Genomic DNA, 13,211 nt, shown 5'->3' on the forward strand with positions numbered 1-13,211 from the left:
GCGCAACGGTTGATCAGCGGCGGATGCGGGCCTGCAGGAAGGTCAGCACTTCATTGAGCGGCAGCGCCTGGGCTTCCGATTCGGTGCGATGCTTGTACTCCAGGTTGCCATCGGCCAGGCCGCGGTCGCTGACGACGATGCGGTGTGGGATACCGATCAGCTCCATGTCGGCGAACTTGATGCCGGGGCTGGTCTTCTTGTCGCGGTCATCCAGCAGCACTTCGAAGCCGGCGGCGGTCAGTTCGGCGTACAGCTTGTCGGTGGCTTCGCGAACCACGTCGGTTTCGTAGCGCAGCGGCACCAGGGCAATCTGGAACGGTGCCAGGGCGTCGTTCCAGATGATGCCTTTGTCGTCGTAGCTCTGCTCGATGGCGGCTGCGACCACGCGGGACACACCAATACCGTAGCAACCCATGGACAGCACCACCGGCTTGCCGTTCTCACCCAGTACCTGGCACTTCAGCGCCTCGCTGTACTTGGTGCCCAGCTGGAAGATGTGGCCCACTTCGATGCCGCGCTTGATCACCAGTGTGCCCTGGCCATCCGGGCTTGGGTCGCCAGCGACGACGTTGCGCAGGTCGGCGACTTGCGGGACCGGCAGGTCGCGCTCCCAGTTCACGCCGAAATAGTGCTTGTCGTCGATGTTGGCGCCGATGCCGAAGTCGCTCATCAGGGCGACCGAACGGTCGATGATGCATTTCAGCGGCAGGTTCAGCGGGCCGAGGGAGCCTGCGCCAGCACCGATGGCGGCGCGCAGTTCAGCGTCGGAAGCCATGACCAGCGGATCGGCGACCTGTTCCAGCTTGGCGGCCTTGATCTCGTTGAGTTCGTGGTCGCCGCGGACGATCAGGGCGACCAGTTTGCCTTCCTCGGCGCCGTGCACGATCAGGGTCTTGACGGTCTTCTCGATCGCCAGGCCGAAGTTTTCCACCAGTTCCGCGATGGTCTTGGCGTTGGGGGTGTCGACCAGGCGCAGCTCTTCGGTCGGGGCGGGGCGCACGGTTTCCCGTGGAATGGCCTCGGCCTTCTCGATGTTTGCGGCGTAGTCGGAGGTATCGCTGAAGATCACGTCGTCCTCGCCGGAAGAGGCAAGCACGTGGAATTCATGGGAGTAGCTGCCGCCAATGGAGCCGGTGTCGGCTTGCACGGGGCGGAAGTCCAGGCCCAGGCGGGTGAAGATGTTGCTGTACGCCAGGTGCATGCGGTCGTAGGTTTCCTGCAGGGAAGCCTGGTCGGCATGGAAGGAATAGGCGTCCTTCATGATGAACTCGCGGCCGCGCATCAGGCCGAAGCGCGGACGGATCTCGTCGCGGAACTTGGTCTGGATCTGGTACATGTTCAGCGGCAGCTGTTTATAGCTGGACAGCTCGTTGCGCGCGAGGTCGGTAATGACCTCTTCGTGCGTGGGGCCAACGCAGAAGTCGCGGTCGTGGCGGTCTTTCAGGCGCAGCAGTTCAGGGCCGTACTGTTCCCAGCGGCCGGATTCCTGCCACAGCTCCGCGGGCTGGATGCTCGGCATCAGCACTTCGAGGGCGCCGGCGGCGTTCATTTCCTCGCGGACCACGGCTTCGACCTTGCGCATGACCCGCAGACCCATTGGCAGCCAGGTGTACAGGCCAGAGGCGAGCTTGCGGATCATGCCGGCGCGCAGCATGAGCTGGTGGCTGATGACCACTGCATCTGCCGGGGTTTCTTTTTGTGTCGCGAGCAAATATTGACTGGTGCGCATGGTGAGCCGTGTCGATTGCCTGAATGTGAAATGACCCCGCATTGTACGGGGGCGAAACGAAAGCGTACAGAATGCAGCAGTCGTGCGGTTCTGTCAGCCAAGAAAAAGCCCGGCGATCGCCGGGCTTCTTCATTCGCAAAGCGATGCAAGCAAAGGCTTACAGGATGCTCAGCGGGTACTCGACGATCAGGCGCAGTTCGTCCAGGGAGTTGGAGTATACGGCGTCGGAGGAGCGGTAGGTGGCCTGGCGGACACGGAAGCTCAGGTCCTTGGCAGGGCCTTCCTGCAGGACGTACTTGATGTCTACGTCGCGTTCCCATTCCTTGCCGTCGTTGGTGTCGGCGGTGTGGGCGCCGGTACCGCGGACGTAGCGGGTCATGAAGGTCAGGCCTGGAACGCCGAACTCGGCGAAGTTCAGGTCGTAGCGAGCCTGCCAGGACTTCTCGCCTTCGGCGTTGAAGTCGGAGCGGGCGACCGAGTTGGCCAGGAAGATGGTGCCACCACCGTCGACACCGTAGGCGTACTCGCCATCACCGGTGACCTTCTGGTAGGCCAGGGTGAAGGTGTGGGCGCCGATGTTGTAGGCGCCGGAGAAGCTGTAGGCGCGGTTGTCGATCTTGTCGCCATCGGCGGCAGCGCGATAAAGATCAGCGCCTTCGCTCTTGGTGTCATAGATGTTGAAGTCGAACACCAGGCCTTGCTTGTCGGAGATTGGCAGTGCCCAGTTGACGTTGGCGTAATACTTGCGCCAGTAGTCTTCGACCTTGGAGTAGTAGAGGCTGGTCGACAGGCCATCGGTGATGGTGTAGGAGCCGCCCAGTACATCAGCTTCTTTCAGGCCGCGGCGGCCCGCGCCGTCACTGATACTGTCCTTGTAGGTCTGGCTTTGCGCGGTCATGCTGGTGAAGCGACCGGCGTGCAGGGTCAGGCCTTTGATCTCGTTGCTGGTGATCAGGGCGCCCTGGGTGGTCTCAGGCAGCAGGCGGCTGTCGTCGGTGGCGAATACTGGCAGTGCGGTGAACTGGTCGCCAACTTTCAGAACGGTATCGGAGATGCGGAATTTGACTGCTGCGCCGCCCTTCGAGTAATCGTCCTGGGAGCGCTGGTCGCTACCGGTAGGGAACAGGCCGCTACGTGCATAGCCACGGCCGCTGTCGAGCTTGAGGCCGAGCAGGCCGATGGCGTCCACACCGACACCGACGGTGCCTTGGGTGAAGCCCGACTCGAAGGTGCCGATGAAGCCTTGGCCCCATTCGCGCTGGTCATGGTGCAAGCCGTTTGCCTTGTTGGCGGCGGACTCGGTGTTCCGGTAGTCACGGCTGAAGTACAGGTTGCGCATCTTGACGTTCAGTTTGCTGTCTTCGACGAAACCCTTGGATTCATCCTGCGAAGAGGCGACAGCCAGCTGCGAGGTCCCTGCCGCTACGGCCAGGGCGATCATGCTCCACTTCATCACGCGCATCGTGATTTGCTCCTTTGGTTTTTAGGAAGAGTACCGCTGCGCCCGGGGTGTTTTAGTTATAGGGGCAGCTCTTTCTTGTTATGTCGGCGAAAATGTATATCACGCTGACTATTCTTGGCGATATGGCTGTAATCAACCTTTCGGTAACTTTATGGCCTTGTCGCTCATGGTTATGTCCCTGTCGCAAATCACGTCCCGGTTTAAGGGGGCGTACAACGCCAGCGCTGTTTCCAAGCCGTCATTAATGTGTAAACACAAAGTAGGGCTTGTGAAACTCCCTGGTAATTCCAAACCCGCTGTAGTTATTTGTCGCGTACACCGGCAATGCAGGTGTCGTGCCGACTTGGCGTCGAGTGAATGCAACAAGCGTGCTCAAAATTACGAACGGTTGATGAAATTTTCACATTCGCCTGATGGACATGGCTGAAACCTCCGTAAATACGGGGGTTTCCCGGCGCGCCGGCATGCCATTGAAATGCGCCTTGCTTCGTGGCAAAGCTGCCTTGAAAGTCAAGGTGTTACCGACAACTGTTGATCCTGCCTGTTTTATGTGACGAATGTGTGGTGGCGGCGGGAGGGGTGGCATCATTCTGGTGCGAAAAGTAGCGAAGTGTTACCGCAGTCGTGCTTCGACATGGCCTCTGGTGCTCCAAAAGTGTGCGCGAGCGCTTCAGGTTGGTGTTCGGCCGTGTGGCGGCAGAGGAAGCAAGGTATCCTTGCGCCTCTGTGCCCGCCGGTTGTCGTGGGCCGATTCGCCTTGTTAAGGAGGTTTGCCGTGTTCACCCTCGATTCGCGCCTGCAGCAGGATTCCCTGGTGCTGGGCGATTTGCCGCTGTGCCGCCTGCTGCTGAGCAAGGATGCCAACTACCCCTGGTTCATCCTCGTGCCGCGTCGCCCCGATGTCAGTGAACTGTTCGAGCTCGACGAGGCTGACCAGCGCCAGCTGTGGGAAGAGACCACCGCCCTGGCCGAGGCCCTGAAGGACGCGTTTGCCGCCGACAAGATGAACATCGCGACGCTGGGTAACGTGGTCAGCCAGCTGCACATGCATGTCATCGTTCGCCGCCATGGTGATGCTGCCTGGCCTGCGCCGGTGTGGGGCAAGGTGCCGGCTGTCGACTACACGCCGGAACAGGTGGAGGGCATTCGCCAGCGGGTGAGTGAGTTGCTTGGCGATAGCTTCAAGGAGGCCTGAGCAATGTCGCTGGAAATGCGCATCGTCGAGCTGGAGACCCGCCAGGCGTTCCAGGATGACACCATCCAGGCACTCAATGACGAGGTGGTGGAGCAGAGTCGAGTGATCGAGCGCTTGCAGTTGCAGGTGGCCGAACTGATCAAGCGTTATGAAGAGATGGTCGGCCAGTACGCTGGCGGCGGGGAGGAGCCTCCACCGCCTCATTACTGAGGGCGGTGGAGGTGCATGGTCAGCGGCGCGAGACCGCGACCACGTCTTCGGCTTGCAGACCCTTGTCGCGGTGCATCACCGAGAACTCCACGCGCTGGCCCTCGACCAGTACGCGGTGGCCTTCGCCACGGATGGCGCGAAAGTGCACGAAGATGTCATCACCCGAGTCGCGGGAGATGAATCCAAAGCCTTTCGACGTGTTGAACCATTTCACGGTGCCGGTATCACGCTTGCCGGCCTCCAGCGCAGTGCCCAGGCTGCGAGCCTTGCGCACGCTGCGGGCGAAGCCGGCAGCCAGATGCAGGGCGGTGGCGAGCATGGCGCAGGCCAGTGCTGCCAGGTTGCCAAGCTCCGGGCGGGCCAGCAGGGTGATGGTCTGCAGGATAACCGCCAGCACCAGCAGCAGGCTGGCAGCCAGTTGCAGCTGCTGGCGCATGCCTTTGTAGTACAGCGGCAGTGCCGGGGCGAGGATCAGGTTGAGCAGGCCGAGCAGTGCCAGGTACACGGCTTCAGGTTGTTGCAGGAAGGGTGTCGCATCGGTTCTGAGACTGGGTATGAGCGATAGCAGCAAGGCAGCCACGCCCGTCACCAGATGGACGATCTTGAACATTTGGTTTGGCTCACATTGATAAGGCCGATCACAGGATGAGCTGGCTGCACGGTGCGCGTGTGGTGTAGGCGCGAAAACGTGGCGGGCCAGCCTATGCACCCGGCATTGACAATCCGCACGGGTGGCACCCTGCCTATTTAACAGCAAAGGCGCAGGCTTCTCAAACCGTGAGGCGCTGGTGCGCATCTCTTGGTACAGTTCCGGGGCCCGCTTGATCAATCAAGCCTTATGGAAAGGGGAACTTCATGGCAATCGATATCGGTATCAGTGAAGAAGATCGCAAGTCCATCGTCGAAGGGCTGTCCCGGCTGCTGTCGGACACGTATGTGCTGTATCTGAAGACCCACAACTTCCACTGGAACGTAACCGGCCCCGCGTTTCGTACCCTGCACCTGATGTTCGAGGAGCAGTACAACGAGCTGGCCCTGGCTGTCGATTCCATCGCCGAGCGCATTCGCGCCCTGGGGTTCCCGGCGCCCGGCTCCTACGCCTTCTATGCCCGTCACTCCTCGATCAAGGAGGAGGAAGGGGTGCCGCCGGCCGATGAGATGATCCGCCAGCTGGTCCAGGGTCAGGAGGCGGTGGTGCGCACCGCACGGAGCATTTTCCCGGTGGTGGACAAGGTCAGCGACGAGCCGACTGCCGACCTGCTCACCCAGCGCATGCAGGTGCATGAAAAGACCGCCTGGATGTTGCGCGTATTGCTCGACGGCAAATGATCGAAGCCCCGGCCTCGCAAGGCCGTTGAAAGCGGGCCCGGCAACCTTCGTGTTGCTGGGCCTGTTCGTTTACGGGGAAGGCTTTGCCGCTGCTACGCAGAGGCTTGAACGCGTTTCATTGGCACGCAAAGGAGCCCTGTCACATGAGCGACAGGGCGTGATTTCGTGGCGATGGAGCGAAGCGATGGGCAATCTGATGTGCGGTATGGGCGAAGGTTCGAGGCAGGGGAGGGGCTCAGGTCGACCCTGCATCGATCCGTTCAAGGCTGATTTCGACATGGCCCAGGCCGGGCCGGTCTCACGCTCGGTGCGGCTCAACGGCTTTGCCACCTGCCTGCGGCTTGAAGCCGTGTATTGGCGGATTCTGGAGCGGATCGCGGCGGCCAACCGCTGTTCGGTCAGCACGGTGCTGTCCTATGTGGATCGTGAGGTGCACTTGCGCCACGGCGGGGTGCGGAATTTCAGTGGCCTGGTTCGCGTCATCTGCGTGGCCTGGCTGCAGGACGCTGCGGATGCGCACTGATCGCCAGGCGGGCTGCACGGCTCTGCTTAACCATATATAATCCCGCTCTTTGCTGCCCAGGGCAGCCTGCGATGTGGTTGACGAGAGACACCATGCCCCTTTACGACTATCAATGTGCATCCTGCGAGCACCGGATGGAGGTGCTGCAGAAGATCAGCGCCGCGCCGTTGACCGATTGCCCGGCGTGCCAGGCGCCGGCATTGAAGAAGCTGCTGTCGGTCCCCGGCTTTCGCCTGAGCGGCAACGGCTGGTACGAGACCGACTTCAAGACTGGGGCCAAGAAGAATCTGGCAGGCGGCGACAAGGCCGACTGAGTTGAATTGCACCCGCCAGGTCTTGCAGTATTAGCCCCTTGGGCGGCCAAGACCTCCACCGAACACACGAATCACGAGAAGCGAAACCACCATCATGATGCGCAGCCATTATTGCGGCCAACTGAACGAGAGCCTGGACGGCCAGGAAGTCACCCTTTGCGGCTGGGTCCATCGTCGCCGCGACCACGGCGGGGTGATCTTCCTCGACATCCGTGACCGCGAAGGCATGGCCCAGGTCGTGTTCGACCCGGATCGCGCCGAAACCTTCGCCGCCGCCGACCGCGTGCGCAGCGAATACGTCGTGCAGATCACCGGCAAGGTACGCAAGCGCCCTGAAGGCGCTGTGAATACCAATATGGCCTCCGGTGCCATCGAGATCCTCGGCTACCAGCTGAACGTGCTCAACGAAGCGGAAACCCCGCCGTTCCCGCTGAACGAATACTCCGACGTCGGCGAGGAAACCCGCCTGCGCTACCGCTTCATCGACCTGCGTCGCCCAGAAATGGCCGACAAGCTGCGCCTGCGTTCGCGCATCACCAGCAGCATCCGTCGCTTCCTCGACGAGAACGGCTTCCTCGACGTCGAGACGCCGATCCTCACCCGTGCCACCCCGGAAGGCGCGCGCGACTACCTGGTACCGAGCCGCACCCACGCAGGCAGCTTCTTCGCCCTGCCGCAGTCGCCCCAGCTGTTCAAGCAGCTGCTGATGGTCGCTGGCTTCGACCGCTACTACCAGATCGCCAAATGCTTCCGCGACGAAGACCTGCGTGCCGACCGCCAGCCGGAATTCACCCAGATCGACATCGAGACCAGCTTCCTCGACGAGTCCGAGATCATGGGCCTCACCGAGAGCATGATCCGCAAGCTGTTCAAGGAAGTCCTGGACCTGGAGTTCGGTGAATTCCCGCACATGACCTTCGAAGAGGCCATGCGCCGCTACGGTTCCGACAAGCCGGACCTGCGTATCCCGCTGGAGCTGATCGACGTTGCCGACCAGCTCAAGGATGTCGACTTCAAGGTATTCGCCGGCCCTGCCAACGATCCGAAGTGCCGCGTCACCGCCCTGCGCCTGCCGGGCGGCGCCAGCATGCCACGCAGCAAGATCGACGAGTACACCAAGTTCGTCGGCATCTACGGTGCCAAGGGCCTGGCCTACATCAAGGTCAACGAGCGCGCCAAGGGTGTCGAGGGTCTGCAGTCGCCGATCGTCAAGAACATCCCAGAGGCCAACCTCAACAACATCCTCGATCGCGTAGGCGCCGTTGATGGCGACATCGTGTTCTTCGGTGCCGACAAGTTCAAGATCGTCAGCGAAGCCCTGGGCGCGCTGCGTATCCGCCTGGGCCACGATTTCGAGCTGCTGACCTGCCAGTGGGCGCCGATGTGGGTCGTCGACTTCCCGATGTTCGAAGAGAACGAAGACGGCAGCTTCACCGCGCTGCACCACCCGTTCACCGCGCCGAAGTGCAGCCCCGAAGAGCTGGAGGCCAACCCGGCCACCGCACTGTCGCGTGCCTACGACATGGTCCTGAACGGCACCGAGCTGGGTGGCGGTTCGATTCGTATCCACCGCAAAGAGATGCAACAGGCGGTGTTCCGCCTGCTGGGTATCGAGGCGGCTGAACAGGAAGAGAAGTTCGGCTTCCTGCTCGACGCCCTGAAGTTCGGCGCACCGCCTCACGGTGGCCTGGCCTTCGGCCTGGACCGCCTGGTCATGCTGATGACCGGCGCCCAGTCGATCCGTGAAGTGATCGCCTTCCCGAAAACCCAGAGCGCCGCCTGCGTCATGACCCAGGCCCCGGGCATGGTCGACGCCAAGGCCCTGCGCGAACTGCACATCCGTCTGCGCGAGCAGACCAAGGTCGAGTGATCGACCGGGGCACCCTGGTAGCGGGGTGCCCCCGCGCTGATGCGCAGGATTTTTCGCGTTCCGCCCTTCGGGGCGGAACCTGTTTCTGTTACAAGGATTTGGAGTCGTTATGGCCGGTCATTCCAAGTGGGCGAACATCAAGCACCGCAAAGAACGCCAGGATGCCAAGAGAGGCAAGATCTTCACCAAGTGGATCCGTGAACTGACCGTCGCGGCCAAGCAGGGTGGTGCTGATCCGGCCTCCAACCCGCGTCTGCGCCTGGCCCTGGACAAGGCGCTGGGTGCGAACATGAGTCGCGACATCATCGATCGCGCGGTGGCTCGCGGTGCTGGCACCAACGAAAGCGACAACGTCGAAGAGCTGAGCTACGAAGGTTACGGCCCGGGCGGCGTGGCGATCATGGTCGAAGCCATGACCGACAACCGTAACCGTACCGCAGCGGCCGTTCGCCACGCTTTTTCCAAATGCGGCGGTAACCTGGGCACCGACGGTTCGGTGGCCTACCTGTTCGAGCGCAAGGGGCAGATCAGCTTCGCCGCCGAATTGAAGGTGGAAGAAGATGCCCTGATGGATGCGGCTCTGGAGGCCGGCGCCGACGATGTGGTGAGCAACGACGACGGCTCCTTTGATGTGTTCACCTCGTTCAACAGCTTCTATGCCGTGCGTAATGCGCTGGAAGAGGCCGGCTTCAAGGCTTCTGACGCTGAAATCGTCATGCAGCCGACCACCAGTGCCGAGCTGGATCAGGAGGGCGCCGAGAAGGTGCTCAAGCTGATCGATATGCTCGAGGACCTGGATGACGTGCAGAACGTCTATTCCAACGCGCAGATCTCCGACGAGATCATGGAAGCGCTGGGCTAAGGTTGTCGTTAACCTAGACGGCCTTTTCGCGGGCAAGCCCGCTCCCCCAGGCGAGTCGCTGCTCTGAGGAGTGGTGGGAACCTGCGGGAGCGGGCTTGCCCGTGAATAGGCCGGTAAAGATTGCACTTGTATCGCAGGCGTTATGACTCTGATTCTTGGTATCGACCCCGGTTCGCGCATCACGGGCTTCGGCGTTGTCCGCCAAACTGCCCGTGGGTGCGAATATGTGGCCTCGGGCTGCATCCGTACCGGCGGCGGTGAGCTGCATGAGCGTCTGCAGATCGTCTTCCGTGGCGTGAGCGAAATCATCCGCCAGCACGGCCCCGTGACCATGGGCATCGAGCGGGTGTTCATGGCGCGCAACGCGGATTCGGCACTCAAGCTCGGCCAGGCGCGTGGCGCGGCGATCGTCGCCGCCGCCGAGGCCGGCCTGGAAATCGCGGAATACACGGCCAGCCAGGTCAAGCAGGCCGTGGCCGGCACCGGTGGCGCCAACAAGGAGCAGGTGATGATGATGGTGATGCACCTGCTCAAGCTGACGCAAAAGCCGCAGATCGACGCTTCCGACGCCCTGGCCATCGCCCTGTGCCATGCCCACACCCGTTCCAGCCTGATTCCCCATGGGCTGGCGACTGCGCGGCGGCGCGGCGGGCGCTTGCGTCTGTAACCGCTTCATGCGCTGATACACATTTTGTCCGGGTGGCACCCTCACCTGGCGCATTTGCTGATAGGGTGGACCGGTTTTCGACCGGCGCCCGAGAGGAAGGATCGGAACGTGATTGGACGTTTGCGCGGCACCCTGGCGGAGAAACAGCCGCCGCACCTGATTATCGACGTGAATGGCGTGGGCTACGAGCTGGAAGTGCCGATGACCACCCTGTACCGCCTGCCCAAGGTCGGCGAGCCAGTGACCGTACACACCCACCTGGTGGTGCGTGAAGACGCCCACCTGCTCTATGGCTTCGCGGAAAAGCGCGAGCGCGAGCTGTTTCGCGAGCTGATCCGCCTGAATGGCGTGGGGCCGAAGCTGGCGCTGGCGCTGATGTCCGGCCTCGAAGTGGACGAACTGGTGCGCTGCGTGCAGGCCCAGGACGCCTCGGTCCTGGTGCGCGTGCCGGGTGTCGGCAAAAAAACCGCCGAGCGCCTGCTGGTCGAGCTCAAGGACCGCTTCAAGGCGTGGGAAACCTCCCCGGCGATGTTCACCCTGGTCTCCGACGGTCCGCTGCCGGTGGCCAGTGAGTCCTCGGCAGAGGCCGATGCGGTCAGTGCCCTGGTCTCCCTGGGCTACAAGCCGCAGGAAGCGAGCAAGGCGATCGCCGCGATCAAGGACAAGGCCGGTCTGAGCAGCGAGGAACTGATCCGTCGCAGCCTTAAAGGGATGATTACCAAGTGATCGAAACCGACCGCCTGATCGCCGCCAGCGGCCGCGACCGTGAAGAAGTCCAGGACCGTGCGATCCGCCCGCTGCGCCTGGACGAGTACATCGGCCAGCCGGTGGTGCGCGAGCAGATGGCACTGTTCATCCAGGCCGCGCGCGGGCGCAACGAGTCCCTCGACCACACCCTGATCTTCGGTCCGCCGGGCCTGGGCAAGACCACCCTGGCCAACATCATCGCCCAGGAGATGGGCGTGTCGGTCAAGAGCACCTCGGGCCCGATCCTCGAGCGCCCCGGCGACCTCGCGGCGATGCTGACCAACCTCGAACCTCATGACGTGCTGTTCATCGACGAGATTCACCGGTTGTCGCCAGTGGTGGAAGAGGTGCTCTATCCGGCGATGGAGGACTTCCAGCTGGACATCATGATCGGCGAAGGCCCCGCCGCGCGCTCGATCAAGCTCGACCTGCCGCCGTTCACCCTGGTTGGCGCCACCACCCGTGCCGGCATGCTGACCAACCCGCTGCGCGACCGTTTCGGTATCGTCCAGCGCCTGGAGTTCTACAGCAACAAGGACCTGGCCACCATCGTCAGCCGTTCGGCTGGTATTCTCGGTCTGCCGATGGACGACAAGGGCGCCTTCGAGATCGCCCGGCGGGCGCGGGGCACGCCACGGATCGCCAACCGTCTGCTGCGGCGGGTGCGCGACTACGCCGAAGTACGTGGCAAGGGCGAGATCACCAAGGCCGTCGCCGACATGGCGCTGAACCTGCTGGATGTTGACGAGCGTGGCTTCGATCACTCCGACCGGCGTCTGCTGCTGACCATGATCGAGAAGTTCGACGGCGGTCCGGTGGGGCTCGACAACATTGCCGCAGCGATCGGCGAAGAGCGCCACACCATCGAGGACGTGCTCGAGCCCTATCTGATCCAGCAGGGCTACATCATGCGCACCCCGCGGGGTCGCGTGGTCACCCGGCATGCCTACCTGCATTTCGGCCTGAATATTCCCGGGCGCTTCTGCGAAGGTGGCGAATATGCCGCCCAAGACGACGAATGACAGATCGAATCGGGATTTTCATGGTCCTACCGCTGGCATGTGCACGGCGAACTGGCAATACGACATTATCGATGCAAAAACAGTTGCCGGGGCGGATTGGCAAGCACAGGAGTAAGCACTAGAGTATGCGCGCGCAAAATGGGCTGGAATCGTTCGCACACCGCTGTCGCGTCTATTACGAGGATACCGACGCGGGTGGCGTGGTGTATTACGTCAACTACCTCAAGTTCATGGAGCGTGCGCGCACCGAGCGTCTGCGTCACCTGGGCTTCTCCCAGGTGCAACTGGCCGGTGAAAATCTACTGTTCGTGGTCCATTCCAGCGAAGCGCGCTACCACGCGCCGGCGCGGCTGGACGATGAGCTGCGGGTAACCGCGCAAGTACTTGAATTGAATCGCGCCAGCCTGCGCTTCGTGCAGCAGGTCTGGCGGGAAAAAGATGCAACGCTGCTCTGCGAGGGGCAGTTCCTGGTGGCCGCCGTGCGTGCCGACACCTTCAAACCCCGGGCCATTCCCCCAGCGCTGCGCGATGCGTTCCTGGCGGATGGTGCGGGTACTCAATCCAACGCAGGAGAATAAGCGTGGAAGCAAACGTCGTCGACCATACCTCCATGTGGAGCCTGGTCGCCAATGCCAGTGTCGTGGTTCAGCTGGTAATGCTCACCCTGGTGGCCGCCTCGGTAACGTCCTGGATCATGATCTTCCAGCGCAGCACCATGCTGCGCGCCGGTCGTCGTGCGCTGGACGCCTTCGAAGAGCGCTTCTGGTCGGGCATCGACCTGTCGAAGCTGTATCGCCAGGCGGGCAGCAATCCGGATCCGGACTCGGGCGTCGAGCAGGTATTCCGTGCCGGCTTCAAGGAATTCTCGCGCCTGCGCCAGCAACCGGGTGTCGACCCGGACGCGGTGATGGAAGGTGTCGGCCGTGCCATGCGCGTCGCCATCTCCCGTGAGGAAGAAAAACTCGAGCAGAGCCTGCCGTTCCTCGCCACCGTCGGTTCCACCAGCCCGTACATCGGCCTGTTCGGTACCGTCTGGGGCATCATGAACTCCTTCCGCGGCCTGGCCAGCGCCCAGCAGGCCACCCTGGCCACCGTGGCTCCCGGCATTGCCGAGGCCCTGGTCGCCACCGCGATCGGCCTGTTCGCCGCGATTCCGGCGGTCATCGCCTACAACCGCTTTGCCGCGCGCAGTGAAGTACTGATCGGCCGCTACTACACCTTCGCCGATGAGTTCCAGGCGATCCTGCACCGTAAAGTACACACCAGCGAAGAGTGATCAGG

General features: G+C 62.4%; 15 protein-coding genes. 12 read left to right on the top strand and 3 right to left on the bottom strand.

Going from position 1 to position 13,211, the window contains the following annotated elements:
* Positions 1 to 13: 13 nt before the first annotated feature.
* Positions 14 to 1,729: a proline--tRNA ligase gene (locus tag P5705_RS00950; protein ID WP_277459056.1), complete on the bottom strand. Its 1,716-nt coding sequence runs from the start codon at positions 1,727 to 1,729 to the stop codon at positions 14 to 16.
* 157 nt (positions 1,730 to 1,886) lie between these two features.
* On the bottom strand, positions 1,887 to 3,191 hold the full coding sequence (locus tag P5705_RS00955) for an OprD family porin (RefSeq protein WP_277459057.1): 1,305 nt from the start codon (positions 3,189 to 3,191) through the stop codon (positions 1,887 to 1,889).
* A gap of 775 nt (positions 3,192 to 3,966) precedes the next feature.
* Between P5705_RS00955 and P5705_RS00960 the strand changes: the two genes are divergently transcribed.
* Entirely contained in the window at positions 3,967 to 4,386 is a 420-nt protein-coding gene (locus P5705_RS00960; RefSeq protein ID WP_277459059.1) for an HIT family protein, read from the top strand.
* Positions 4,387 to 4,389: 3 nt separating this feature from the next.
* The gene (locus P5705_RS00965; protein WP_011535166.1) at positions 4,390 to 4,596 is read left to right on the top strand and encodes a SlyX family protein; all 207 of its coding nucleotides are present in this window, start codon (positions 4,390 to 4,392) and stop codon (positions 4,594 to 4,596) included.
* A 19-nt stretch (positions 4,597 to 4,615) separates the two neighbouring features.
* Here the strand turns inward: P5705_RS00965 and P5705_RS00970 are convergent, their stop codons facing one another.
* Entirely contained in the window at positions 4,616 to 5,206 is a 591-nt protein-coding gene (locus P5705_RS00970; protein WP_277459060.1) for a cold shock domain-containing protein, read from the bottom strand.
* A 245-nt stretch (positions 5,207 to 5,451) separates the two neighbouring features.
* On the opposite strand from P5705_RS00970, the gene P5705_RS00975 reads away from it, so the two are divergent.
* From P5705_RS00975 to tolQ, 10 genes are all read left to right on the top strand, one after another.
* Complete coding sequence (locus tag P5705_RS00975; protein WP_011535164.1) at positions 5,452 to 5,925, top strand: Dps family protein; 474 nt, start codon at positions 5,452 to 5,454, stop codon at positions 5,923 to 5,925.
* Between the two features lie 196 nt (positions 5,926 to 6,121).
* The gene (locus tag P5705_RS00980; RefSeq protein ID WP_431196909.1) at positions 6,122 to 6,448 is read left to right on the top strand and encodes a ribbon-helix-helix domain-containing protein; all 327 of its coding nucleotides are present in this window, start codon (positions 6,122 to 6,124) and stop codon (positions 6,446 to 6,448) included.
* Positions 6,449 to 6,540: 92 nt separating this feature from the next.
* Positions 6,541 to 6,762: an FmdB family zinc ribbon protein gene (locus tag P5705_RS00985; RefSeq protein WP_003254776.1), complete on the top strand. Its 222-nt coding sequence runs from the start codon at positions 6,541 to 6,543 to the stop codon at positions 6,760 to 6,762.
* A 94-nt stretch (positions 6,763 to 6,856) separates the two neighbouring features.
* Positions 6,857 to 8,632: an aspartate--tRNA ligase gene (gene aspS, locus P5705_RS00990; protein ID WP_277459066.1), complete on the top strand. Its 1,776-nt coding sequence runs from the start codon at positions 6,857 to 6,859 to the stop codon at positions 8,630 to 8,632.
* A gap of 109 nt (positions 8,633 to 8,741) precedes the next feature.
* Complete coding sequence (locus P5705_RS00995; protein ID WP_213657930.1) at positions 8,742 to 9,494, top strand: YebC/PmpR family DNA-binding transcriptional regulator; 753 nt, start codon at positions 8,742 to 8,744, stop codon at positions 9,492 to 9,494.
* 142 nt (positions 9,495 to 9,636) lie between these two features.
* Entirely contained in the window at positions 9,637 to 10,161 is a 525-nt protein-coding gene (gene ruvC, locus P5705_RS01000; RefSeq protein ID WP_213657929.1) for a crossover junction endodeoxyribonuclease RuvC, read from the top strand.
* A gap of 108 nt (positions 10,162 to 10,269) precedes the next feature.
* Positions 10,270 to 10,887 (top strand): Holliday junction branch migration protein RuvA, encoded by a 618-nt coding sequence (ruvA, locus tag P5705_RS01005; RefSeq protein WP_027919956.1) that lies wholly within the window; start codon positions 10,270 to 10,272, stop codon positions 10,885 to 10,887.
* A complete protein-coding gene (gene ruvB / locus P5705_RS01010) occupies positions 10,884 to 11,930 on the top strand; it encodes a Holliday junction branch migration DNA helicase RuvB (protein ID WP_240063769.1) in 1,047 nt (348 codons plus the stop codon). Before ruvA ends, ruvB begins: the two co-directional genes overlap by 4 nt.
* Before the next feature lie 125 nt (positions 11,931 to 12,055).
* Complete coding sequence (gene ybgC, locus P5705_RS01015; protein ID WP_277459070.1) at positions 12,056 to 12,508, top strand: tol-pal system-associated acyl-CoA thioesterase; 453 nt, start codon at positions 12,056 to 12,058, stop codon at positions 12,506 to 12,508.
* A 2-nt stretch (positions 12,509 to 12,510) separates the two neighbouring features.
* The gene (gene tolQ, locus P5705_RS01020; RefSeq protein WP_011535156.1) at positions 12,511 to 13,206 is read left to right on the top strand and encodes a protein TolQ; all 696 of its coding nucleotides are present in this window, start codon (positions 12,511 to 12,513) and stop codon (positions 13,204 to 13,206) included.
* Positions 13,207 to 13,211 lie beyond the last annotated feature (5 nt).

The organism is Pseudomonas entomophila (assembly GCF_029478665.1).
GTDB lineage: Bacteria > Pseudomonadota > Gammaproteobacteria > Pseudomonadales > Pseudomonadaceae > Aquipseudomonas > Aquipseudomonas entomophila_F.

Excerpts from the sequence above, each read along its gene's own strand:
- P5705_RS00975 (WP_011535164.1), top strand. The coding sequence starts at position 5,452 with ATGGCAATCGATATCGGTATCAGTGAAGAAGATCGCAAGTCCATCGTC.
- ybgC (WP_277459070.1), top strand. The coding sequence starts at position 12,056 with ATGCGCGCGCAAAATGGGCTGGAATCGTTCGCACACCGCTGTCGCGTC.
- P5705_RS00955 (WP_277459057.1), bottom strand. The coding sequence starts at position 3,191 with ATGCGCGTGATGAAGTGGAGCATGATCGCCCTGGCCGTAGCGGCAGGG.
- P5705_RS00970 (WP_277459060.1), bottom strand. The coding sequence starts at position 5,206 with ATGTTCAAGATCGTCCATCTGGTGACGGGCGTGGCTGCCTTGCTGCTA.
- P5705_RS00995 (WP_213657930.1), top strand. The coding sequence starts at position 8,742 with ATGGCCGGTCATTCCAAGTGGGCGAACATCAAGCACCGCAAAGAACGC.
- ruvC (WP_213657929.1), top strand. The coding sequence starts at position 9,637 with ATGACTCTGATTCTTGGTATCGACCCCGGTTCGCGCATCACGGGCTTC.
- P5705_RS00985 (WP_003254776.1), top strand. The coding sequence starts at position 6,541 with ATGCCCCTTTACGACTATCAATGTGCATCCTGCGAGCACCGGATGGAG.
- P5705_RS00950 (WP_277459056.1), bottom strand. The coding sequence starts at position 1,729 with ATGCGCACCAGTCAATATTTGCTCGCGACACAAAAAGAAACCCCGGCA.
- P5705_RS00965 (WP_011535166.1), top strand. The coding sequence starts at position 4,390 with ATGTCGCTGGAAATGCGCATCGTCGAGCTGGAGACCCGCCAGGCGTTC.
- aspS (WP_277459066.1), top strand. The coding sequence starts at position 6,857 with ATGATGCGCAGCCATTATTGCGGCCAACTGAACGAGAGCCTGGACGGC.
- P5705_RS00980 (WP_431196909.1), top strand. The coding sequence starts at position 6,122 with ATGTGCGGTATGGGCGAAGGTTCGAGGCAGGGGAGGGGCTCAGGTCGA.